The sequence below is a fragment of the Synechococcus sp. WH 7805 genome (assembly GCF_000153285.1).
GTDB lineage: Bacteria > Cyanobacteriota > Cyanobacteriia > PCC-6307 > Cyanobiaceae > Synechococcus_C.
On sequence record NZ_CH724168.1, the window covers coordinates 515016 to 540009 of the forward strand.

General features: G+C 51.2%; 16 protein-coding genes. 11 read left to right on the forward strand and 5 right to left on the reverse strand.

The genetic code is table 11. The features are described from left to right. The first annotated feature begins 25 nt into the window (after positions 1 to 25). Positions 26 to 574, forward strand: a complete 549-nt coding sequence (locus WH7805_RS02950; RefSeq protein WP_006041472.1) for an isoprenylcysteine carboxylmethyltransferase family protein — start codon at positions 26 to 28, stop codon at positions 572 to 574. 69 nt (positions 575 to 643) lie between these two features. Beyond that, positions 644 to 1252: a hypothetical protein gene (locus WH7805_RS02955; RefSeq protein ID WP_006041473.1), complete on the forward strand. Its 609-nt coding sequence runs from the start codon at positions 644 to 646 to the stop codon at positions 1250 to 1252. A gap of 26 nt (positions 1253 to 1278) precedes the next feature. Here WH7805_RS02955 and cobW read toward each other — a convergent pair whose 3' ends face one another. After that, entirely contained in the window at positions 1279 to 2379 is a 1101-nt protein-coding gene (gene cobW, locus WH7805_RS02960) for a cobalamin biosynthesis protein CobW (RefSeq protein ID WP_006041474.1), read from the reverse strand. Next, positions 2379 to 2909 (reverse strand): pentapeptide repeat-containing protein, encoded by a 531-nt coding sequence (locus WH7805_RS02965; RefSeq protein WP_006041475.1) that lies wholly within the window; start codon positions 2907 to 2909, stop codon positions 2379 to 2381. The genes cobW and WH7805_RS02965 overlap by 1 nt, the downstream gene beginning before the upstream one ends. An 84-nt stretch (positions 2910 to 2993) precedes the next feature. On the opposite strand from WH7805_RS02965, the gene WH7805_RS02970 reads away from it, so the two are divergent. The 5 genes from WH7805_RS02970 to WH7805_RS14020 all read left to right on the forward strand — a co-directional run bounded on the left by WH7805_RS02970 (position 2994) and on the right by WH7805_RS14020 (position 17899). After that, on the forward strand, positions 2994 to 3611 hold the full coding sequence (locus WH7805_RS02970) for a uracil phosphoribosyltransferase (RefSeq protein WP_006041476.1): 618 nt from the start codon (positions 2994 to 2996) through the stop codon (positions 3609 to 3611). A 24-nt stretch (positions 3612 to 3635) separates the two neighbouring features. Beyond that, positions 3636 to 3932, forward strand: coding sequence for a hypothetical protein (locus WH7805_RS02975; RefSeq protein WP_006041477.1), 297 nt, complete (start codon positions 3636 to 3638; stop codon positions 3930 to 3932). 52 nt (positions 3933 to 3984) lie between these two features. After that, positions 3985 to 5655 carry a dihydroxy-acid dehydratase gene (gene ilvD / locus WH7805_RS02980; RefSeq protein WP_006041478.1) on the forward strand — a complete coding sequence of 557 codons (1671 nt, stop codon included), beginning with the start codon at positions 3985 to 3987 and terminating at the stop codon, positions 5653 to 5655. A gap of 341 nt (positions 5656 to 5996) precedes the next feature. After that, entirely contained in the window at positions 5997 to 6452 is a 456-nt protein-coding gene (locus WH7805_RS02985; RefSeq protein ID WP_232198928.1) for a hypothetical protein, read from the forward strand. Positions 6453 to 6523: 71 nt separating this feature from the next. After that, positions 6524 to 17899: a Calx-beta domain-containing protein gene (locus WH7805_RS14020; RefSeq protein ID WP_083773557.1), complete on the forward strand. Its 11376-nt coding sequence runs from the start codon at positions 6524 to 6526 to the stop codon at positions 17897 to 17899. A gap of 74 nt (positions 17900 to 17973) precedes the next feature. Here WH7805_RS14020 and WH7805_RS02995 read toward each other — a convergent pair whose 3' ends face one another. Beyond that, positions 17974 to 19758: an FAD-dependent oxidoreductase gene (locus WH7805_RS02995; RefSeq protein WP_006041488.1), complete on the reverse strand. Its 1785-nt coding sequence runs from the start codon at positions 19756 to 19758 to the stop codon at positions 17974 to 17976. Beyond that, entirely contained in the window at positions 19758 to 20396 is a 639-nt protein-coding gene (locus tag WH7805_RS03000; protein WP_006041489.1) for a Mo-dependent nitrogenase C-terminal domain-containing protein, read from the reverse strand. Before WH7805_RS03000 ends, WH7805_RS02995 begins: the two co-directional genes overlap by 1 nt. An 86-nt stretch (positions 20397 to 20482) precedes the next feature. On the opposite strand from WH7805_RS03000, the gene metG reads away from it, so the two are divergent. Further along, positions 20483 to 22027 (forward strand): methionine--tRNA ligase, encoded by a 1545-nt coding sequence (gene metG, locus WH7805_RS03005; RefSeq protein WP_038004324.1) that lies wholly within the window; start codon positions 20483 to 20485, stop codon positions 22025 to 22027. Further along, complete coding sequence (gene lptC, locus WH7805_RS03010) at positions 22027 to 23214, forward strand: LPS export ABC transporter periplasmic protein LptC (RefSeq protein ID WP_006041491.1); 1188 nt, start codon at positions 22027 to 22029, stop codon at positions 23212 to 23214. The genes metG and lptC overlap by 1 nt, the downstream gene beginning before the upstream one ends. On the opposite strand, the gene WH7805_RS03015 is transcribed toward lptC, so the two are convergent. Beyond that, the gene (locus WH7805_RS03015) at positions 23144 to 23809 is read right to left on the reverse strand and encodes a cofactor assembly of complex C subunit B (protein ID WP_006041492.1); all 666 of its coding nucleotides are present in this window, start codon (positions 23807 to 23809) and stop codon (positions 23144 to 23146) included. The genes lptC and WH7805_RS03015 overlap by 71 nt on opposite strands. A 67-nt stretch (positions 23810 to 23876) precedes the next feature. On the opposite strand from WH7805_RS03015, the gene WH7805_RS03020 reads away from it, so the two are divergent. Continuing rightward, complete coding sequence (locus WH7805_RS03020) at positions 23877 to 24284, forward strand: TerB family tellurite resistance protein (protein ID WP_038004941.1); 408 nt, start codon at positions 23877 to 23879, stop codon at positions 24282 to 24284. Positions 24285 to 24314: 30 nt separating this feature from the next. Further along, entirely contained in the window at positions 24315 to 24992 is a 678-nt protein-coding gene (gene psb32, locus WH7805_RS03025; RefSeq protein WP_038004943.1) for a photosystem II repair protein Psb32, read from the forward strand. Positions 24993 to 24994 lie beyond the last annotated feature (2 nt).

Below are 24994 nucleotides of genomic sequence, written 5' to 3' on the forward strand. Positions count from 1 at the left end.
GGATGACGTAGAGGAAGGCAAACCCATGGCGGACTGGACCCAGGCATTCCAAGGCTGGAACCTGAGCTGGAAAAGCCTGCTCAGCAATCAACAGGGGGAATGGTGGCTGGTGGCCCAGCTGCTGCTGATCGTGGGGCATCTGGCTCGTCCATGGCCGAGCCTGAACGCGCTTGGCGTCCACTGGCCGCTGGCAACAACAATGATTGGCCTTGGGGTCTTGGCCGCAGGACTGTGGATGGCGGTTCAGGGATTCCGTGCCCTGGGACCAAGTCTCTCGCCCTTGCCGGAACCCAAAAAGGGGGCTGCACTGGTTACGACAGGGGTGTATACCCACTGCCGCCATCCTCTTTACAGAGCGGTTTTGGTGTGTTCCTTCGGAGTGACCCTCGCCTTGGGAAGTCTGCTGCACATGGCTTTGCTTCTCGGTCTGGTGGTTGTCCTCACAGGAAAGGCGCACCGGGAAGAGCGTGAACTGCTCAAATGCTGCCCCAATTACGCGGACTACATGAAAACCACAGCATCAATCGTGGCTCATATCCCTGGCCTGGACTGGCGCGCAACAGGGGCCGGATAAGAAACCGTTTATTTATTTTTGAACTGATAAGGATTGCCCGTAAGACAGGTTCGTTTTTCTGTCAGCGGGATGCAAATCGTCCGAGACCGCCAAACCCTCTGCCGCTTCTTTGTACAAGCGGTTGTGGCCACAGCCTTGATCGGACTGGCTGTTCCCTCCGCAGCGCGCGCTGACCTTCGGGATGGCGAGCGTCCGTCCCTGATGGCCCTGCTCGAGCCCGTTGAACCGCAGACTGAGCCTGTCCCCACCCTTGTCCTGGAAAGGACCGACCGCCGCATCACCTCAACGGGCGATCCGATCTGGGATCTGAGGCTCGAGATTCCAGGGAAACCCACGCGTCGTTTTGACGCCGTCAGCGGACGGGCCAATCGTCAGAACGCTGACCGCGACCGCATGGGAAGCCGGGCCCCCCTGCCTGCAGGCACCTACAGCGTTGGCCCGGTGGAACCCCTCGCCGACGGGGCCTATCCCGAGCTCGGCCCTGTCTGGATCAGCATCGAGCCCACGTTCACAACAGGGCGCAGAGTTCTGGGAATCCACCAGGACCCGAGCGCCGGTCGCCTAAATACCCAGAGCGGCACTCTTGGTTGCATCGGCCTGGTGAACCGCAAGGACATGCTCGATCTCTCCGCTCTGATCGAACGGTCAGGAACCCAGCGACTTGTGGTGATGAACTGAAAGGTGCAACCACGCCTTTTGCAGCGCTAGCGACTGGTCAGAAGCCTGCTCTCGAGACTCTCCGCTGCACCCTTTTGGAGGCCGATCACGACGAGCTCGAGACCGATGCCTTCAGCAGGCATCCAGGCATGGTCCGGAGCTGCCTCAAACCAGCTGTCCAACCTGGGGCCGACCATCTGAATCTGTAAAGGGAGGCTCTTCCCTGGAAGCCAGACACGACCTTTGAGTCGGATCACGTGATGCGTGCGGACGAACTCCGGCAGGAGCCGCTCAAGCGTGGTGCGATCAAAGGATCCATCCAGCCGGATCTGACCGCTGATGGCCTCCACATGGCTGTGATCGTGATGATCGTGATCGTGATCGTGATCGTGATCGTGATGATCGTGATCGTGATCGTGATGCCCAGTTTCGTCAGCGTGATCAGCGCGTTGGCGCGATTCAAGGGACTCAAGCCCGAGCACCAGAGCTGGATCAACCTGCCCTCGGCTGATCGCCAATGTGCTCGCACCGGGACGCAGCCGCGGCTCGATTGCCTCCAAAACGGTCTCCAATTGCGGAGGCTGTAAACAATCGGAACGGCTGATCAACACCAGATCCGCAGCCTGAAGCTGGTCCTCGAACAGATCCTCAATAGCGGTGAGGTGGTCAAGGCTCTGATCCTCCTGTCGCTGACGTTCCAGCGCCTCAGGATCACCGACGGGACTGCCACCACTCATCGCTTCACCATCCACAACGGTGACAACCCCGTTCACATGCACCCGCCGACGGATGGCAGGCCACTCCAGAGCCTGGAGCAGGGGACGGGGAAGGGCCAGACCACTCGTTTCAACAACAATCCCATCAAGCTGATCCGATCGCTCTAGGAGCGTTTCCATCGTGGGCAGGAAATCGTCCTGAACGGTGCAGCAGAGGCAACCGTTGTTGAGTTCCACAAGGCGGCTTTCCACCTCATCCTCCGGGCAGAAACCGCAGCTGCGGATCAGATCGCCATCGAGCCCGACGGTGCCGAACTCATTCACCATCACGGCAAGACGCTGACCGCTCTGGGTGAGAAGGTGACGAAGAACTGTGGTTTTACCGGCGCCAAGAAAGCCGGTGATCACTGTGACGGGAAGTCGCTTGGCCATCAACGGCAACCCAGAGATTCCTTGGTGCTCACACCACTGAGGCTGTTCACTCCGCTGGCGCGTCCGCAAAGAGCCTTGAGCTGGGAAAGGTCGATCACGGCATTGGTGAAATCAGTTCCTTCAATCTCAGCGTCGTTGAAGCGGCTCTGCATCAGCATTGCGTTGGTGAAGTTCGCATTGCGCAGATCGGCCCCATCGAACCGGCTGGAGAAAGCAACCACATCCTCAAGATCAGCGCCCCGAAGATCTGCACCCTGAAGCTGTGAGGTGTTGATCACAGCCCCGCGGAGATCGGCTTCCCCGAGATCTACCTCGCGCAGATCAGCCTTGAGAAATTCCTTTTCCTTTAAATCCCGTCCATGCATATCGGACGTGATGTCCTGCACCGCGCGCTGCCCGCGCAGCTCCGGAGCCGTGATCGCCTCAACGGAGGGTCCATCGATCAGAACACCTGTGAATACAACCAAAGCGGCGAGCAAGGCAGTGGTCAGGTGGCGACGCAAGTTGCAGAGAAGCGCAGATACGGGCATGAGGAAGAAGCTCGGCGGGTGCCGGAAGCAGCTGCCGTAATTTGAACAGTCACGTTATGGCAGAGATCTGCCCAGCCACGTGTCATGGCCAAGACTCTTCGGGTGGTGGTTCCACCCCACCCACTCATTGCCCACTGGCTGACAGTGCTGCGCCATGAACGAACGCCAGCAGCTCTGTTCCGAACAGCCATGGAGGAACTGGGCCGATGGCTGAGTTACGAAGCGCTCCGCGATTGGTTGCCGCACCGCCGGGAGGTGGTCAAGACACCACTCGCAAGCACCGAAGGAACGATGGTCGAGGCAGGCGTTCCTTTGCTGGCGGTTCCGATTCTTCCTGGAGGCCTGCACCTTTGGGAGGGGGCACGCCAGGTGCTTCCGAATGCAGATCTATGCCTGGACGGAATCCCCTCTGGAATCGATGCCCAGGCCGGGCTCCTGCTGTTTTTCGATCAGATCCGTGATGGTGAGGGTGTTGTTTCGATTTTGGAGAACCTGCAACAGGAAGGCGTCGACGGGCGTCGCCTGCGCGTGATCACCGCGCTCTGCGCGAGCCCCGGATTGAAACGGATCGGTGAGGCCTTCCCTGATATCACCATCCACACCGCCTGCATCGATGCCGATCTCGATGAACAGAACCGAATTGTCCCTGGAATCGGTGACCCCTTGCAAAGGCTCGGGATCAGATCAGGGCAAGCCACCTAATGTTTAAAAATTGACTGGTTGCCCATGGTGCGACAGCAAGACTCTGCTTCAACAACGCTGGCAACGCTTGTCAGCGGTGTCGTTCTGGGAGCAGCCGGCCTTAGCTGGTGGCTGATCTCAGAAGCGGACCGTCGCCGGCGGCTGCGCTACAAGCGCTCAATGCTGTATGCGCCGAGAATGCAGGATGGAAGCGAGGCACTGAGTCCGGGCGAGCGGCTGCCACTTGAGACAGACAGCCAGCTGGAAGCGCGGGTTGAGCAACTGAATGCCGCCATCGCGGATGTGCGCAAGCAACTTGAGGATCTCGGCTCTAGGGGGTGACCAGCGCGGCCGGTAGGTTGATTCCAGTTTCACGCCGGATGACGGCCTGATCATGCTCCGCTCCGATGCCGTCACCAAGGGGATCCAGCGCTCTCCCAACCGGGCGATGCTGCGGGCCGTGGGTTTCGGCGATCAGGACTTTGGCAAGCCGATCATCGGCATCGCCAACGGCTACAGCACGATCACGCCCTGCAACGTCGGGCTCGATGACTTAGCCCGGCGTGCCGAAGAGGCGGCCCGGCTGGCCGGTGGAATGCCACAGACCTTCGGAACCATCACCGTCAGCGACGGCATCTCGATGGGCACCGAGGGAATGAAATATTCCCTGGTGAGCCGGGAAGTGATCGCTGACGCCATCGAAACGGCCTGCAATGGCCAGAGCATGGATGGCGTGTTGGCCGTGGGCGGCTGCGACAAGAACATGCCTGGGGCCATGCTCGCGATGGCGAGGATGAACATCCCGGCGATCTTCGTGTATGGCGGCACCATCAAGCCGGGAAAACTGGGCGGCTGCGACCTCACCGTGGTGAGTGCTTTTGAAGCAGTGGGTCAGATCACCAGCGGCAAGATCGACGAAGAGCAGCTCACGGCCATTGAGAAAAATGCCTGCCCTGGTGCTGGCAGCTGCGGCGGCATGTTCACCGCCAACACCATGAGCGCTGCTATCGAAACGATGGGGCTGAGCCTTCCCCACAGCTCCACCATGGCCGCTGAAGATGAGGAAAAGGCTGACAGTGCAGCCCGATCGGCCGAGGTGTTGGTGCAGGCGATCCAGGCCGGCATCCGTCCCCTCGATCTGATGACCCGGGAGGCCTTTGAAAATGCCATCAGCGTGATCATGGCGGTGGGTGGCTCCACCAATTCCGTGCTGCATCTGCTGGCCATAGCCCGCACGGCCGGCGTTGCACTGGCCATCGACGACTTTGAACAGATCCGCCAGCGCGTTCCGGTGATCTGTGATCTCAAACCCAGTGGCCGTTACGTCACGGTGGATCTCCACCGCGCCGGTGGGATTCCCCAGGTGATGAAACTGCTGCTGGATGCCGGCCTCCTCCACGGTGATTGCCGCACGATCGAAGGCAAAACCCTCAAGGAACTGCTTGCGGATGTGCCCTCCACACCACCCGCGGATCAGGATGTGATTCGGCCGCTCTCCAATCCCCTGTATGCCAAGGGCCACCTGGCCATCCTCAAGGGCAACCTGGCCAGCGAAGGGGCCGTCGCCAAGATCAGTGGTGTGAAGAATCCAGTGATCACAGGCCCAGCCAGGGTTTTTGAAAGCGAAGAAACTTGCCTGGAAGCGATTCTCGACAACCAGATCCAGGCCGGTGATGTGGTGGTGGTGCGCAACGAAGGCCCCGTCGGCGGTCCTGGCATGCGCGAAATGCTCAGCCCCACCTCCGCCATCGTGGGTCAGGGGCTGCTCGACAAGGTGGCGCTGATCACCGATGGCCGTTTCTCCGGTGGCTCCTACGGGTTGGTCATCGGCCATGTGGCGCCTGAAGCGGCAGTCGGGGGCACCATTGGTTTGATCGAGGAAGGAGACAGCATCACCGTGGATGCCAATCAACTGCTGCTGCAGCTGAATGTGGACGATGCCGAGCTGGAGCGACGTCGGAATGCATGGTCCGCCCCGGTTCCGAAATACCGCACCGGAATCCTCGGCAAATATGCCCGGCTTGTGAGTTCCAGCAGCCAGGGCGCGGTCACCGATCAGCCCTGACTCAACAGGGCGAAAAGGAAGAAGAACAAGCTTTATGCATCACTCCTCGGAATGATGCATAAAGCAAACACCAGGAAAAGAAAAATCAAAAGATAGACCTTTGAGTTTCAAAAAATAAATAAAACCGAACGGCAAATATTTAAACGCGAGAGCTCAACGCAAGAGCAAGAGAGAAGTGGCAAATGAGGGCTCACAACACACAACCATTCATGAAACAAACAAATTTAGTACGAACAAAGAAATTAAAATAACAAAAACGAGAAAAACAAAACTTAATCTGACACTGCAAATCATGATGGCTAGGTTGAAAGTTAGGTCTCACCTCAGATGCATTCATGACAATGCAAAATATACTCTCGCAAGAAAAAAGAGGAGTGCAACAGAAAACACAGGCACAGGGGCCGAAGGGTCTACGAAGAGTAGATAACGAGAACGATAGAGATGAAGAACTCCTTGCAGAACTAAAAAGAAAAACGAAAACAACAGAAATAATTAAAACAAGGAAGAAACGAGACCCACTAGACGAAGAAGAATTTGAAGTAGCACATGCACAACATTCAAGAACTAAAAGGAAGTTTGCAAGGAGGCACCATCAATTCAGCAATAGGCGCGAGCAAAGAGCAAGAATCGAAACCAGGCAGGCACCAATGCAAATCAAGATTGAACATCAGTGGCAAAAAATAAAACCAGGTAAAAAAATCAAACAAGGCAGACAATACAACAACATATTAACACAACAAAACAAGCATAATCAAATCATTACCTGCGTACTAACAGAAAAGTTAAATAGCACTTAAAAGCGATAACCAGCTCATCAAACTGAAGACATCAAAGAACAAACCAGCAAAAACTTTTCAATTCAATCATCATGACCATCAATCTCACCGATCGACAAGCAGCAATAGCAACCGACGCGTTTGGCATCACATACGTTGTTTGGGTCGACAATGGCTTTTTATGGCAGGCAATCTATGATGACAATGCTGAAGAATGGAAAGATGCAAGAACAATCACAAGTATTGGCCAACAATCTGTCCTCGGCCTGAATTTAGTCACAGACCCGTCATTAATTAATTTAGACAATGGAGCGACGACAGCGCCTGGCTTAGCCGTTGTATGGCAGCAAGGAGAGCTGAACAACAGCGAATTCTTCTATATTACAGCAGATTACGATGCAAATGGACAGACAAAGTGGCAGGACAAGGGTGAACAACTGACGAATGATCAGGTTGGTGATTTAGAACCACAATCCATTGTATACCCAGACGGCAACTCAGCAAATGTTCGAGTCGGTGTTATAGGAACCAAGGTTGATATTGAACGAGCAGCCGACCTTGGCATCAAAGAAGACACTGATCTTTACTCAATAAACCTACCTGAACTAAACAAAATAACCCCGGATATTCCATCTAATTTACCAACATTACCGAATAATTTTCCTGCAATCATAGAGCCAGCCAACAAAAGAAGGAACCCAGCAAACTACATACCACAAACCATTAACAATGGACTAATCAATACAGGGCTTCTAAACAGTGATAATTCCTCTAACACAAGCTCATCGAACAGCGGCTTTCAGGGTTTTGGAGCGAGCATTGATGCGGCAATAGACTTTAGCATCAGTGATATCTTTAAAGCATGGAATACTGATGCAAGCGTAAGACCAGAAATACTAAAAAAGCTTGTAAAAAGTTTACTCGACAAAATTGACTATAGCGGTGCGCTGAAAGGAGGAAAAGACTTTAATGGTGATTCGTTTCTTGAACAAGACGGGACACTAACATACTCATTATTTGAAGGTGAATCTAAAGGACCTGTCTTCAGAAAAGATGAAGTAAAAGATCCATCCTCAATAAATAATGTGGTCTCAATTTCAGGCAAATTAGATTCAACATATACATTCAACAATGGACAAACAGGATCAAGTTCACTTTCTGAAATAGACCAAGACTTTACAGTATCTCTTGATCTTAAAATACCATTATTAGCACCTTACGAAGATGGCGTTCCAGGGATAACTGTGAATGCTGATTTTAGTGCTGGGAGTGAACTGTCAGTAACATTGATACCTAAAAAAAATTCGTCATATGCTCCGCAATCATTTGCCATAGAGCTGGGATCCTTGGGTCTTGAACTTGGCCAAGAAGCTGGAATCGCGGCAAGTATTGCTTATGCAACCGGGCAAACTGAATCGGGAGATTCATTAAAAAATGCAATCGCTGCTGCAATTGCAGAATCATCAATTATAAGTTTAGCGGATTCAATTACCCAAGATACTCTACAAGGATTTGAGGAGACATTAACGATTGGATTTCCAGTACTTTCGGGGACCATCAAAGGAAAAATTGGCATAAAAAATTTCTTAGACTTGACTTTCAATGGTGGGTTGGATTTTTCTGTAAATTTCGGAAGTGAACCAGATTTTGTAACTGCTGGTATTCCATTAGGAGCAGGAGTTAAATTCGGGCCAATCTCATTAGGTTTTTCATTCGATCCAAGCTGGCAGTGGAATATCACAAGCGGCGGTTCGAGCGTGAATGGCACAGGTCAAACAACATCACTGGGTGGAGTTAATCAACAAAATTCTTTAAATCTATCGCAAGCATCAGTGGATGGCTCGTTGCTCACCTTGGATTTAGGGTCAGAGTTGAATGAGCTCCCTCAAGCAGATGATTTCACGGTCACAATCACACGTGCTGATGGAACAAGCAAAAAGATCAATCCCTTTGGAGTGATTCCGACGGAGTCAGGAAGTGGAGTGATACTCCAACTCAAAGAATCAATTGCACCATCAATTAATTTTGATTTCAGAGAGAATGATAAAAATCCATCTCCTACACAGAATCAAATCACAGTCAGCTTCACGAACAACGGCAATATTAAATCAAGCAGTGGAGCAACATTGGGGAATATAGTCGACTTGCCAGTAAGTAACAATACTCCACAAGAACTGAGCAGTATCTATAGCCCTATAAGCGGTAACAACGAGAACTATTCAACAGAAATCAACCCAGCACTTCTAGGAGACAATGTAGCAGCAGATCTCTCAGAAGACAGTAGCCCAGCGCTAAGCCTCACAGATAATAACGAGGTCTTAGTTGCATGGGTGACTGAGTCAGCAAACATTGCCCCCATTGCTGGAATTGGAATTCTCAATGCAGCAGGAACTATCTCTCAGATTCAGCTGAATTTCATCAATCAAATCACAAACACACCAAGTCTCGATCAGTTCAGCATTGCAGATACGCAAGGAAATCAATATGAAATCAACGGAATACGTGTAAATGGAAATACAGTTCAATTAAATCTAACAAACAACGTAGCTTCAGGCACTCAGCTAATAGCTAATTACCAACTAAGCTCTGACAACGCAAACAATTTAGTCATAAGGGATCAACAATTAAACACAAACATATACGTTGAGGAATTCGAAAACTTATTAATTAACAATCCAACTGTTAGCATTAGCACTGGGAGTTTAGACGCAGCGGAGCTGATCGGCACTGGTAATTTCATTCAAAGGGGTAGTAATTTAATTACATTGGCATTTAATCAACCATTATTTGCCAGCTCAACCAACTTTGAATTTGTCATAAGAAGCCAGGGAATAGAATATATAACCGAATCAGTAAGAATATTAGGAAATACAGTTCAATTGGTCATTACTCCCCCTGATGGAGAAAATTTAATCGGACAAGGCGATATCGCAACGGTCAGTTATACAGGAACTAGTTTATCAGGCAGTGTAATAGGAAGTTCGCCACAACCAATCAAGTCATTCCAGAATCAGCGGATCGATACAGCCACAGAAATTCCAACAACAGTGATCCAAACTTGGATTGGAACACCACCGAAAGGAGAGAACGCGAACACGTCAGCCAGCTTAGAAACGATTCCTGGCTCATCAGGATTCAATTTCACACCTGCCGCAGCACTGGATCAAAATGGGAACAATGTACTTGTTTGGGTCAATACAAAAACAAGCAATCTGAAAAACAAACAGATCCCGGGTGAATTTTACAGTGAAACAGAATCACAAGAGATTCTTAATACAATCGATCAATCCAACATTTTTTATTCGATTTATGATCCCACACAGCGATCTTGGAGTCTTGCAGAGGCTTTAAGCACACAACCGGGTGCAGACGGGCGAGTGGCGATAGGTCCCGGACCAGAGAACAACTTAATCGCTGCATGGATCAATTATGAAAGTGATAAACCAACGATTTACTGGTCTGAACTGACATTCAGCAACGGAACGCCAAATTGGAGTAAGCCAGAGATAGTGATTTCAAGTGCACAACCGGATGAAACAAGCCAACTCACAATTGAATTACTGAATGGTCAACCTGCCATCTTCTGGACAGAAACACAACCAACATCATACGCCGAATTAACCTTAGGAGAGAATCCAGTTCTATATTATCGCCTCAGCGAATCAAGTGGACCAATTCTGAACAACATCGGATCCTGGGGTGATGCAGGAAACGGAATGTATAGTGCGGGAGTCCAACTAAACCAAATCGGAGCATTAGAGGATCCAACCACCAAAAGCGGTGATCCTAATCGAGCGGCTAAGTTTGAAGCAGGAACATCGGCGAGTATTAATAATGCGATTCAGATCTACCGAGATTCCTTTACGATTGATTTCTGGTTCAAATTTGATGAAACACCGAATGCGGCAAACCCTATCAGCTTGGTCAATCTCAGCGATGTAGCACAGATCAGTTTTACGGGGAATGAGTTAGAGTTGTCCTTAGGTAATGCAAACAGCAATACAAGTATCAATTCAAGCACAAGCACAAATAACCCGTCATTTATAAAAGATCAGTGGTACTACGTAACGGCTGTTTATGATGCAACAGCACAGACGGCTGGTCTCTTTATTAATGGTGAAAATGTTGGAATCCTTGAAAATCTAGATCTCTTCCAGCCTGATTCAAGACCAGTCAGCACGATTCAACTCGCCGACGAAAACAATCAAACTGGTGTTTACCTCGACGAAGTTGCGTATTACGCTAGCGCGCTGAGTTTTAGCGATGTTTTAACGAGTGATCTTCAAAGCCCCAGCCTAACCGGCGCTGAATTACTTGAAATCATTAGCAATTCCAACGCAATTGGCAATAAATACAACAGTCAGTTCGTTGATCCACTGCCGCCCGAGCCGAACACATTCTATGTTGTATACGATACCAATAAACAGTCATGGGAAACAACAGAGAATCAAATTGTTCCTTTGTATCGGCCACAAGCCACCGCGCTGAATGATGAACGGAAACCAAGATGGGATGTTGTTTCATCGACAGCTGCCAACACAAATAATACGTATGTCAACCCCAATGGCCTAAGAGATACACTCTTCCGTGTCATATTGGAAGGTCAACAAGGCAAAACAATCACTGGAATAGAACTGAATGTTGACAATACGAACTATGCAACAGGGAGCCAAACAACAAGTACTAGCAACCAGCTAGGACTTATTATTGGCAATCAACTCATCAATACACTCAATCCAGATAGCAATGAAGAAGATCTAACCTATACGATTTTGGGTTCAGAGTTAAATATAGCACTTTTAGTTGACAACGGAACAGATGAATTAATTAAAGATTCCAAGGCAGGAGTAACTATATTGTTTGATGATGGATCATCTCAAACGATCAATGCTCTCCAAGGAATTGGTGGGGATGAAACTAGTTTAGCCTCAAATTTTCAAAATCCGACCATTGAAGGAGTAGCAACAGTTACTGAAGCTAATGATTCGCAGCTATCATTAATTGACAGTGGTTTTATTATTAATACACAGAATGTCGGCATTGGCTATCGACTTGCAACCGGCGATTTCAATGGTGACGGTTTAAGTGATGTAGCCGTAGGCAATCGTGGCTTCATACAAAGTGAAACCAATACGACAAGCGGTGGAACCGGTGGCACTGTACAAATCTTGCTGAACGGTGGTGATGTTCTCATGAATCAAGAGACAACAGCACTCGGCTCTTCTGCAGATGCACAGGGAGATCCAGAGGGAAATCCCGGAGGTTTTCTGATCACTGGCATAACAGACAAGGGTGAGTTTAATGGTGATTTTTCACTGAGCCTGGCCAGTGGTGACATCAATAATGATGGAGCCGATGATTTAATCATTGGAGCGCCCAATGAACCCAATGGAGGTGCTGTTTATGTTGTTTATGGAAGCAGCGAGGGAGGCAAAACAGTTGATGTAACAAACCTAACCGAGGAGACAGAGGATGTTGACGGCTATAAGATTTCCAACCCAAATGGGCCAGAGGGATTGTTTGGTTATGCAATTGCGGTGGGAAACTTTGATGGTCAACAAGGTGCCGACATAGCGATTAGTGATCCCAATTACATCAACGCTAAGAAAGGTAAAAACGCCGGGGCGGTCTATATTTACCCCAGCAATTCATCGTTACCACTAAAAAATAACCCCATTCATGAAGGAGAAGCGGATGACTTAGCTGGCTTGTCCTTAACAACATCGAAAGCAGGTGATGGTAGCTCATCATTTTCAGGCAGTACCACAAATGATGACTTAATTATTGGCGCACCAGGCGTTAAAGGATCAGTAGACAATCAATGGAATGGTATAGATGCTCTGTCGAATACAAACAGCAATAACGATTTTATCACACAAAATTATCCAGATCAAAGTAATGTTGCTTTGGGAGAAGTATATGTCTTTACGTATGATGCAAACGAAAACAAGCCAACACTCAACGGTGTGCTTAAAGGGCTACAAATTGATGCGATCCAAAACAATACAGCAAGTGATCTTCTCACAGGATCTGCTTTAGTAAGTGGAGACTGGGATGGTGATGGTCAAAATGATCTCGGGATTGCTGCACCAAAAGGAAGTGATAATGCAGGGATTATATATCTATCGCAAGGTGGACAAAAACCAAATGAAGACTCAACACCAACTACATATAGGGTATCAAAGCGATTAGTCGGAGGACTTGCCTATGGGCAAGCAGGACAGGACCTTGCGAATGCTGGAGATTTGAACGGTGATACATATAATGACTTGCTGGTCACCAGCAACAGCGGAGCCAGTGGAACAGGTCAAGGTTATGTTGTTTTCGGAGAGGCAAATCTTTTTGATGATCCAGAACTATCTCTAAGTGCTACATCAGCAGATAATAAGAAAGTACTGCTGCTGAATGGTAGTCAACCCAGCCAAGTAACAGGTACTGCAGCCTCAGGAATTGGCGATATCAATAAAGACGGAATTGATGACTTATTGATAACAGCCCCAAATCAGACTCAGCTGTATGCTGTTTTTGGTCAACCCTTTTTAAGAGACGATGGCAGTATTAAATTAGCAGATATTAGTGCAGACAATGGATTCGTCACTGACGGTTTGCTATTTCAGAACTCAAATAATGAGCCTCTGATAGGAACTGGCCTGGAGGTGAGTATCTTAGGAGACGTGAATGGAGATGGATTTGCAGATGTGTTATCGGCAGGAAGTCCGAGAGGCTCTATTATCACCTTTGGCAAGACAACGCAAGCTATAATTGATGATGCAACAGGATCCGACCAACTGATTGTCAGTGTAGAAAATGGTCTCTTAAAATCATCATTCGCTATTGGCGACTTCAATGGCGATGGCCTAGCAGATTCAGCATTCATAGATTCAACCAATACATTCTATGTATTGAATGGAGAGAATGACCTCTCAGTGAATGGCACAGTATCATTATCAACCGCCAACGATAGTATTCCAAATCTAGCCGCAGTGAATGCAGCATCTGCTGTGGGTGATCTCAATAGTGATGGTTTCGATGATCTTCTGATCACCAAAAGTGGAACAAAACAATTAATTTTGGGAAATACTAAAAATCAACTCGAGGCAAGCTCTGTTGATTTTGATTCGAATGGAAATTTAGTATTTGGGGGAATTGGTGATATCAATGGTGATGGCTTTGCAGATCTTGGCGGCGGCAACTTCCTGGTTGATCGACCAGAAGGAAAAATCAAAGGCAATGGATCAACTGATTATTATCTAGGAAATAATCCATTAGGAGGGGAATCAAATACATTCAAACCAAATGATTCAATCAACCCACCCTCAGCGCCTCTAAGTGGTGAACTTAGCGAAAGCAACCCATGGCAAACAATTCTTGGTGAAGATAATCCAACAATCGAAGATCAGAGGATTGGTGATGGGAGCACAGTTTCCTTTGCAGAATACAAGGGTTTTCTCTACGTAGCTTTCCGCAATGATGGACCAACTCCAGAAAACAATAACCCTTTAATTATAGGAAGAAGTCGTGATGGCGTTAATTGGAACTTTCAAGAACTAGGTTCTACAGTTAGGATTGCCACAACGCCAAGTCTTGCAGTTTTTAACGAGACTCTTTATCTTGCCTATTTGAGTGTTGATGAGGAGGTTATTCTTGCTGTTGGTGAAGATGCAGTCGATGAACCTCTCGGTGTAAGTTTTCCCACAGACAAAACAGTTACATTATTATCAGAAGATATAAAAGGTGCCCCGACTCTCCTGGCTACAGATGACAATCTCTTCACCTTTTACATATCAACTACGAAGAATCAGATCGAATATATCTATTCAGACACACCAAACAATGCATCGAGCTGGTCGGATCCGTCTTTTGTAGAAGGCCCCAATATTTCTACCCAATCGGCTGGGATAAATGGCAAACAAACAGGCGTTTCAGCAACAATCAACAGTGATGGCAATATCTTGCTCGCATACTTTGCAAACAAAGGCCCAGCAAAAAATAAATTCAATACCATTATTGGTGCGAATCCAGAAGAACCCGCCTCTATCAACTGGCAAAATTTTCAACAAATTGCTGGTCAATCAACTCAAGCTCCTCCCTCTGTTATCAGTATTGATAACACAGCTTATCTTTTCTTCAATGGTCCCGGTGATATAAACAAAAAAAATACTATTAACTATGTTACGTCCACGGATGGTGGCGTGACGTGGACACCCAATGATAGTCAAGTTCCCAATCAAATCACCGAGGAAACGACGACGCCAGTATTCTTTAATGAGAATCTGTATCTTGGCTTTAATGCTGCTGGCGTAAATAATTATATTAACATTAGCAATAGCAATCCACTGTTTGATGCCAATGATACTCAGGAATTTGGCCGGCAGTTTAATCGTATTGGTGATTTCAATGGTGATGGAATCGAGGATTTGGCGATACTTGCGACTGGTTTTATCAGTAATCTTGGAGTTAATTTCCCAGGAACAAACAGCAATTCATCCTCATCCATCAATGAAAACAATCGAGGTGCTCTTCTGATTTATTATGGTGGAATCACTCCAACAACCACATCAACTCCCGATGTCGTTCTTGCGGCACCTGTGATTGGAACGTGGGTTGATCAGGAAGGAGAAAACCCCAACTACACATCACTCACAGCCGGTACAAATTCCGATACAAGTAATCCTGATAATGCCGCATCAGTACGTGAAGGTTCAATCAGACTCAGCAGGTTCGACGGTATTGGAGATATCAATGGAGACGGATTTGATGATGTCATTATTTCATCATTTGAAACCAACATAAACGCTACAACTGACACAGATCCCAACAGTGATAACAACAGTGCTCCCAACAGAGATGGACTTTCCTATGTCGTCTTTGGTGGGGATAATTGGCAAAACCCTGCAAGCACACCCTTTGATCTGGGAAGTCTGAACAACAACCAAACCAAAACCTCCGGTCAACCTGGCTCGACCAACGATCAAGGATTTATCGTGCTGGGTCTGACAACAGGATCCCAAGCAGGAATATCCCTCAGTGGTGGTGGTGATGTGAATGGTGATGGTCTCGACGACTTCATGATTGGCGCACCAGGTCTTGCCAAAGACACCACCGATAGCCTCAGCTACACCCTGTTTGGAAGTGATTTTACAGCTCAGATCAATCAGACCGGAACCATTGGCAACGATGTCATGGTTGGATCCCCCACAGGAGAAAGCTTCATCGCCAATATTGGCAATGACGAGATCTACAGTGGTGGTGGGCTTGATGTGGTTTATGCAGGACCAGGCAATGATTACATCACAATTAATGATCCAAACTTTAGACGGATTGATGGTGGTACTGGAGAAGATATCTTGACCCTCGAGGGGTATAACGGTCAGGAATGGGATTTCACAACACTTGCTCCCGGCAACCGGCTGAAAAACATAGAAGCGATTATTTCACAAGGCTATGGAGAAAACACATTAAAGCTCAATTCGTTGGCAGTAACTAACTTATCAAGCACTAATACGCTCATCTTGGCCATTGATCAGAATGATCGTGTCGAACTTAGTCAAGACTTTAGTTTGGCAGGTACAGTCACCCTCATCAACAAAAACTATGCGGAATACACATCGAGCGTCTCTGCTGCGCGTGTCTTGATTGATCAGTTAGATGTCACACCAACATTCACTGTTCCTGACACTCTTAACCCAAGACCCATTGCTTCTGACAGCTCACTGCAAACAGCTACGGCCCTCAGTCTTGGAGAGGCTGCACCACAACGTAGTGCTACAACCTCTACAGAGGCTGGTTCAGCAGAGCAGGTCACAGATCTGTTGATCACCAATCCAGTGGTGAATGAAAGTGAACAAAGCGTCAGCTTTGTGATCACACGCACAGGCGATCTGAATCAAACAATCCAAGCCATTTATCGATCAGATGACAGAGACGGCAAGGCCGGATCTCGTTATTTACCCGTTGCCGGTCAATTGACTTTTGCTCCTGGCGAATCAAGCAAAACCGTCACGGTGCCCATCCCCAATGATCAGATCTTCACAGGAACACGCCAATTCAGTCTCGTGGTTGGGCTGGTCAGCAATGATCCAGAGGCAATGACTGGGCAACCTGCACCAGCCTTCACGGCTGATGCCAATGGAGAAGTGATTCGAGGGTGGAATTACGTCAGAGGTGATTTCTCCGGCAACGTCATGGGATCCTTCGTTGAATTTTCGACCACCACCACCAAAGACAGCGCTCGAATTGATCTCTCAATCAAGGGTGTCAGTGATTACAACGACTATCTAAGCTTTGATCCCTCCACGCAAAGTTATCAGTCATTAATTGGCCAAGACAATGGTGGTGCCCGATTTATTGTTTCAGATTCCACGGAATCCAGCACTCCAGAAGGAGTGCAACTGCTGCTGGAGGATGGTGAGCAGGGCGATGCAGATGGAGTCGTGAATGGTTTAACTAAAAATCAAGGCTTTGTGGGTCGAACGATTCCAGGATTAATCAAAAACAATAATGATCTTTTCCTGGTTCCAACAGCTTCAGATGGGAAGATTCAACTGCGGCTTATCGATTCACCTGATCAAGACTACGAATTAGGCTGGATCGAAGTCGATGATGTTCGAGGTCGAATTGATGGCTTGCTGTCAACAGATCCCGGTTATGAAGCTGCAGCTTTAGCAAGAAAAGAAATTATCTTCAAAAATCAAGAGAATGCATCATCTGATGCTCTCTCAGCTTCAATTGCAAACACTAGTCTTCAATCGCCAGGTTCCTTAGTGCAGACTGAGCGCCAATTTTTTGGTGAATTATCATCAACACAGTTGAATGCCGATCGTCACTATATGCTGTACAGCAAAATCGGAACCACTACTAAATTCTCAATCAATGAAAGCCCGACGATTGAATCCGACAGCAGGGGCTATCACAATTTAACGTTCCAAGGCATCACAGCGGAGATTGGCACCAATGCTGTTGTCGCACCGGGACTCCTGAATCAGGATGTCTCGGTACAAACCTCCATCAGTCGAGCTGCTGGTTTTGAAAATCTGGTTGCTCTTTATAAAGTGGATGATTTAACGGGAGGGCTTGACACCAACAATGACCAAACCATCGATTTACGACCTGAAGACCTCGGCTATGCCAGGGAAGCCTTGATAAGAGCTGCGGATTCATTGACAGGAGTAACATTAACAACACCCGATAATTTCAGCCGCTCAGAAGACAATATTGTTCTGATGGGCGGGACTATCTACGGTATGGTTCTGATTCCGAATGCCACGATTGAAGACGTACTCGATCAAAATCCTCAGAATCGTTTAAACAACGGCCCTAATGCACTGTTTTCATTCTCTGGGGCCAATCCCGATGGTCTCAGCCATGTAGCGCGTTTGGGATCAGACCTCTTTGGCTTTGAAGATATTATTGGCTCAAAATCGGATCGCGATTTCAACGATATCGTTTTAAATATCGATTATTTATGAATGATCTTCAGGTCTAAACCTTAGTCGTTCATTGCGAGTGAACCACCACAAGCCAGTCCCTGGGACTGGCTTGTTCAGCAACAACAGCGTTGCTCAACAACCAACCAAGGCCCCCACGGATTCATCCGCGCCATCACGCAGGCTTCGATCGCACCATCCACTCCATCCCACCAGGCCGCGATTTCAGGTTCCAGGGTGATCAACGGCCAGCTCACGCCATCAGCCAACTGCAGAGATGCAGCACCATCTGCAGCCACCGTCAACACTCCCTCAAAACGGCGGGCGTGTTGACCACTGCCCTGGGCTGAGGTCCTCCGAAGCTGATCACTGGGTGATCCTTGTGTCTGCAGGTCGAGCCACTGAGAGTCATGCCAGGGGCTGTCCCAGCGAGGGACTACCGCAGACGGTGCAATCGGATCGGTCAGGAGTCGCTGCTGAAGTTCATGCACGACCAGATCGCCAGGAGCATTCATCGTCTCCACAGCCAACGCCGCAGCGGCGCCCGCGGCCTGACCCACGTTCATCACCAGAGGTTGCAATCGCGTGGCTCCATTGGCCATGTGACTGGTGCTGATGGCTTTATCCGCAGCCAGCAGATTGTCGATCTCCACACTCACCAGGGCGCCGTAGGGAATGCAGAACGGAGTCCCCGTCCAGCGTCCGCCCCAACGGCAACTCTTTGCAGCCAACGGCCAGTCGGATCCGGGATAGTGGTGGTCGTTGGCGTAATTGCCGACGGCGATCGACTGCAGTGCACCGGCCTGATTGCGCGGCAGGGGTGCACAGCCTGGGGCCTGCCCCGTAGGCAGCAGGTCTTGTTCGATCACCGTTGATCGCCCGATCAGCCGCCGACCTTCCCGCCAGTAAGGCATCGCCGCCAACCAGGGCTCCGGGCTGCCCGAATCAGCGGGGAATGCCTTGCCCAGTTGAACCCAGCCATCACTGGCCTCCTGCAACGCTTCGGCAAAACGCAGACTGTGGGCCTGCATCTCCCTGTACAACTCCAGCTCCAGCAGAGGATCAGCACTGAACGCACGGTTCAGACCCCAGTGCCAGTCATTGCCATGCAAGGGCCAGTTCAGCATCACCAACCCGCCGGGCAGGCGTCCGTAGGTGAGCGTTCGCTCGAGCCCAAAGGCCTCACAGGCCCTCTCAAACGGCCTGGGGAGAAGCGGGTGTCCATCTGGATCAAGTCCGCGCTCAGGATCCGACCTCAGCCGGTCGCTCTGCAGTTGCCCCATCACCACCCAGGTGGGTGATTGCACCGGTTGCAGTTTGAAGAAGGGCTCCGTTTCAAGCCGCGCCCGAGAGGGAGCACTTGGTTCAGACCATTGCTCCTGCGCCTCCCAACCGAAACGAAACGGAGCCTGCGCCAACGGAAGCAGATCACCGCGGTCGCTGCCATCAATCACCACCTTGCAGCGCACCCTCCTCTGCTCGCCATCAATCGCGATGCGCACGGCAGCAATCCTTGAATTCACCCGCTCCACCTCGAGCAATTGGCACCCAGGCCACCAAAGCAACATTGCTTCAGACTTCACCCAGTCCTGCAAGATCGCTTCAGCCGTGGTAGGCCGGAAGCCGAAGCAACTCACCCAGTTGTGATCGAGTCCTTCCGGCTCGCGGCGATCCAGCTCCCGTAGAAACGCTCCCCACAGGCCCGTCTGCCAGGGGGTGAGCTCATTTCCATCAGGACAGCACACTCCGGCTGCACTCACCATGCCCCCCAACCAACGCCCTGGCGTGAGCAACAGGGTTCTGGCCCCTCCGCGAGCCGCCTGAATCGCTGCGGTGACACCTCCGGTGCCCCCGCCCCAGACCAACACATCCACTGCATCAACCATGGCGGGAAACACCATCAGACCGCCTGCTGAGAGAAACGCAGCTGCTGATCCTCTGGAAGATGACCAAGACAGCGGAAACGGAGACCCACCAGCTGGTCATACAGAGGATTGAGTTTGCACATCGGCGGAATGTGCACAACCTTGTGGCCGAAGAGCATGATGTCGCGCTCGAAAGGACACTGAGCTGGAATCAGGCTGACGATGAAGGCTGCAATTCTCGGATCACTGGGATCAAGGTCATCCAGCCAGTGCTTGATAGAGGTCAGAGGCGTTTGACCATCCGAGCGGGGCTGCGCCAGACAGGGCTTGAGATCGGCCAGGGGTACTTCACCGCAGTCGAGCACCACTGCCCAATGACGCAGCAGATCCAGCTCTTTCTCACTGAGATGGCCGTCGGCGAGAGCCACCACCACAGCCGTCCGCAGAAACTGCTCGGCCAGTCCAGGAGTCTCGGCGAAGCCTTCGGCCAGAGCAGTCGCATCAACGGGCGGTAGAGCATCCCAATCGACGTCGGCATCCGGAAGGATGTCTGACAAATGGGCCGTCAGCACGCGCCGTTCCTCAGCATCGAAATCTCCGTCGGCCAGAGCCAGCGCATGCAGAGCTGCCAACCACAGCTGCAGGGACGAATCCGAAATGACGATCGAGGACATCACAGGACCACGGGGTGAGAAGCGGACGTCGGACAGTCGTTAAGATCCTGGCCGTGCGATCGAGGCTGGGAGCCAACGCCGAAGCGATGACCTACAGCCTCACAACACCTCTCTATTACGTCAACGCCAAACCACACCTCGGCAGCGTCTACACCACGATTGCCTGCGATGCGCTCGCACGCTTTCAGCGACTGGAAGGCGAGGAGGTCGTGTTCATCACCGGTGTCGATGAACATGGCCAGAAAATCCAACGCACGGCTGAAGCTCAGAGCATCAGCCCTGCGGATCATTGCGATCGGATTTCCGCCTTGTACGCGGACCTCTGGGCACGTTGGGACATCACCAATGATCGCTTCGTCCGCACCACAAGCCCTCGCCATCGTCCCCTGGTCCAGGCCTTTTTTCAGCGCTGTGAGGCTGCAGGACACATCCGCACCGGCCATCAGGAAGGGTGGTATTGCGTGGATTGTGAGGAATTCAAAGATGATCTTGCCGACGCCAAAAATCCTGACTGCGCCATCCATCGCAAGCCTCTGGAATGGCGCGATGAGGAAAATCTGTTTTTCTGTCTCTCTCAGTTTCAGGAGCGCATTGAATCGCTGATTGCGGATCCTCAGTTCATCGCACCCTCCAGTCGCCGTCGGGAGATTGAAAATTTCGTCGCGGGGGGGTTGCGTGATTTCTCCATTTCCCGGGTGAATGTGTCATGGGGACTGCCCGTCCCCGGGCATCAGGGGCACACGTTTTATGTATGGTTTGACGCCTTACTCGGATACCTCACAGCGCTGCTGGATGACGGTGGTCCGGTGGACCTGGATCGCCTCACTGACGTCGGCTGGCCCGTGGATGTTCATGTGATCGGAAAGGACATCCTGCGCTTTCATGCGGTGTATTGGCCCGCCATGTTGATGTCCGCGGGATTGCCTGTTCCGAAACGCGTTTTCGGCCATGGTTTTCTCACCAGGGAGGGCCAGAAAATGGGCAAAGCTCTCGGGAATGTGCTGGATCCGGAAACCCTGCTTGAGCGTTGTGGGACCGATGCCGTGCGTTGGTATCTGCTGAGAGACATCCAATTCGGTGAAGACGGAGATTTTCAGCAGCAGAGATTTATGGATCTGGTCAACAACGATCTCGCCAACACGATCGGCAATCTCCTGAACCGAACCGCCTCAATGTCGCGTAAATGGTTCGATGCATCCCTTCCTCCGGTGTCGGCAGCGGTTCGCTCTGACCATCCTCTGAAAGACACCACGGAACGGACGATCGATCGCGTACGGCAGTCAATCCCAGCCTTTGCTTTTAAGGACGCTGCCGAAGCTGTGTTGCAACTCGCGATCGAGGCCAACGGCTACCTCAATGAACAGGCGCCATGGAGCCTGATGAAACAACCAGGCCATGAACAGAAAGTGGGGGATGATCTCTATGCAGTTCTGGAATGCTGCAGAGTGATCGGCCTCTTACTTCAACCCTTGGTGCCGGGCCTCAGTTCCAGGATCCTGGCCCAATTGGATCAGAGTCCCAGCGAGAAGGGTTGGACCCATGCGCTGAGCTGGGGACAATTAGAGCCTGGCGCCAGCCTTTCAAAACCTGAACCGGTGATGCAGCGACTTGAGCTTGAGTCCCCCCTCTGATGACCATGCCGTCGCGCCATGCATGGTTTTCAAGTTGTCTGCTCGCAAGCCTTCCCTGGCTGGCCGGTTGCGCCGATGGGGATGCTCCAGTCGCAGTCGAGGCACCCCCTTTCGTCTTTCGTTCACTTGAGCTTGAACAGAAGTCGAGTACCGGGCAGAAGGAATGGAGCCTGTCGAGCCCAGAAGCCCGTTATGAGCTGAACAGACGTTTGGTTCGCGCCCGACAGCCGGTTGGACTTCTGTTTCGCAACGGGAAGCCGTCCTTTCGGATTCAGTCTGATCTGGCCCAAGTGATCAACGATGGCGAAAAAATTCTGTTGGAAGGGAACGTCAAGCTTCAGCAACTCACTGGCTCGAAATTACTGATCCAAGGCGACCGGCTGCGCTGGCGTCCCGATCAGGGCGTTCTGACCATGGAGCAGCGACCCCGCGCTTCGGATCAGGAGTCGCGAATTTCTGCCAGCCAAGCCGAACTTCAACAAACCACCAATGAACTCACGCTGACGGGCACCGTTCAACTGGATCGCTGGTCAACCTCCGATCGCAACGCCCGACCTGACAGCTCCCTGCGCAGTGGTAAGGCCCAATGGAATCTTGATACAGGGCTACTCAACGCCAAGGGACCGATCCTCGGCCAGCGCAGAGATAAGGAAGGGACTGTTCTCGAACAACTCGAGGGCCAATCCCTGGAGGGAAACACTCTCAAAGGAGAGATCACGGTGCAAGCACCAGTGATTCTCAGAATCCCCCGCGAGAAGGGCGTGTTGAGGGCCAAAGCCACAACCTGGGTGTTCCGAGATCAGATCATTCGCAGTGCAAAGCCGTTTAAGGCTGATCTTGATCGCACCACAATTCGAGGTGAAAGCTTCCGCGCCGATCTCGGTCAAAGCTCCGTGGATGTGAACGGAGCCTGCGAAATCCGTCAGCCAGGAGAAGCATTGAAAGCTGAACGCTGCCGTTGGAACTGGAGCAACGAAGCCGTTTTGGCCGAAGGCAAGGTTGAGTTGCGTCGAGATGAGAATGATCAGGTGACTCGAGCCACTCGGCTGGAGGGAACCGTGGGGAAGGAGGGGCGCATTTCCTTCACCGCGCCTGGATCCAAGGTGCAATCGGAAGTCAGGATCCCGACTGAGGGACCGGAGGGGACACCGGAAGCCCGGCCCCAACCGAATCCAGTGTCCTTCTGAGGCGCTCGCTCCATCCCGCCAACCAGCGTTCGTCTGATCGGGTAAAGCAGCGCTCGGACCACCCCCCCAGGACGACCCAGCCCCTTTGCCCTAGGGGCTGCACCATCACTGATGGCAAGCCCGGCAGCACAGGATCAAATTCTTCGCGTCCGGGATACAGCGCCGTTTTTACAAGAGAGATCAGTTCCTGACGCTGGGTCGCTCGTTGACAGATGGGACCAGGCACAAATGAATCCGCCGTGATCAGCCCCCGACGGAGAAGAACGTGCCCATCCCACATCACAAGCATGGAGGCTGCTGATGTAGCAGTCAGAAACTGATGGCTGCCCCAGGCCAGTTCCAACGTCAAGGCTTCGTCCAGCCCCTCGATGAAACGAAGACCCTGCTCACCGCTGAGTTGCGCTGCTTCAGCGGGACGGGGAATGGCACGTGTCCAAAGGACAGCAATCAACATCAAACCAACGGCTGACAATCCAGCAAGAACCTCTGCACGCTGCAGGGAAGGAGGAAACTCTCCAGCCGTCAGAGCATTAACAAGTGACAGGGTCAGCACCAACACTCCGGCGATCAGAGAGAGACGGGCGGAGCCAGGCATGGTCTGCAACGTGCTGCGGTCAGAACAACACACTCTTGCTCAAATGAGAGAGAACGGACCAGCCGACATGACTGACGCTGAAGCCTTTGCCGCCATCGCACTCGCCGCGGTGGCCTGTGATGGAACGCTTGGGCGCGATGAGGCCCACGCTCTGCGCCGCTCACTCGAATACCGCACGCCTTACAAGGACAGAAGTGAAAAGGAGATGGCCGCCCTGTTCGATCGCCTCTTGGCTCAGCTGCGAACAGGCGGAGTTGAACGTCTTGTAGACGATGCCCTGCCAGTGCTGACTCCTGTTCAGCAGGAGACAGCACTGGCCGTGGCCGTTCAGCTCACCCATGCCGACCGGGACGTCACCCCCGAAGAAAAACACTTTCTGAACAATCTGACGGGACGTCTCAATCTTCCTGAGGGACGCGCTGTGATGGTGCTGGAGGCGATCATGGCCCTGAACCGGGACAGCCTCGCCGCTTAAAGGCAGACTGACTCGACGCTGAGCATGACCATGAATCGCTTCACCCAGCTCACAAGCGGAATTCTGGCCGCGACCCTCTGTTTGCTGTTCTGCGCGCCGATCGCGTTTGCCGTCTCTCCCCAAGACTTCCCTCCCCAACCACCTGACGAGCTGGTTCTCGATTCAGCAGAAGTGTTGAGTCGTTCTGGACGCAACGAAATCAGCAGCAGCCTTCAGGAGCTGGATCGGTTTCACGTTGATGCACGGCTGGTCACCCTGCGGCGTCTTGATTACGGCCTGAGCCTTCCAGCCTTCGGGGAGGAACTGCTCAATCGCTGGACTGCGGCCACCGGCGAATCAGACAGGCCCCTTCTGGTGTTCCTAGAGGAAAGCCAAAGCAAACAGGCCACAGTGGTCGCCTCACCGGCTCTGTTGGAGCAACTGCCGGAGAGCCTGTTGCGCAGCACAGGGCGAACCACAATGAGCCAACCCTTGCGGGATGGCGATCGCTTCCGCCAGGCCACCCTCGACGGTATCGCGCGAATCGAGATTGTGCTCGACGGTGGCGAAGATCCAGGCCCCCCGGTTCAGGTGGAGAGGGTTTCGCTTCCAACCAATGTTCCAACTGCTGAAGAAACCGAAGAGAGCAATGCCTTCACTTGGGTTGTCGTTCTGCTCGTGGTCGGCACGATAGTTCCGATGGCCACCTGGTGGATTTTCTCCCGGTAACA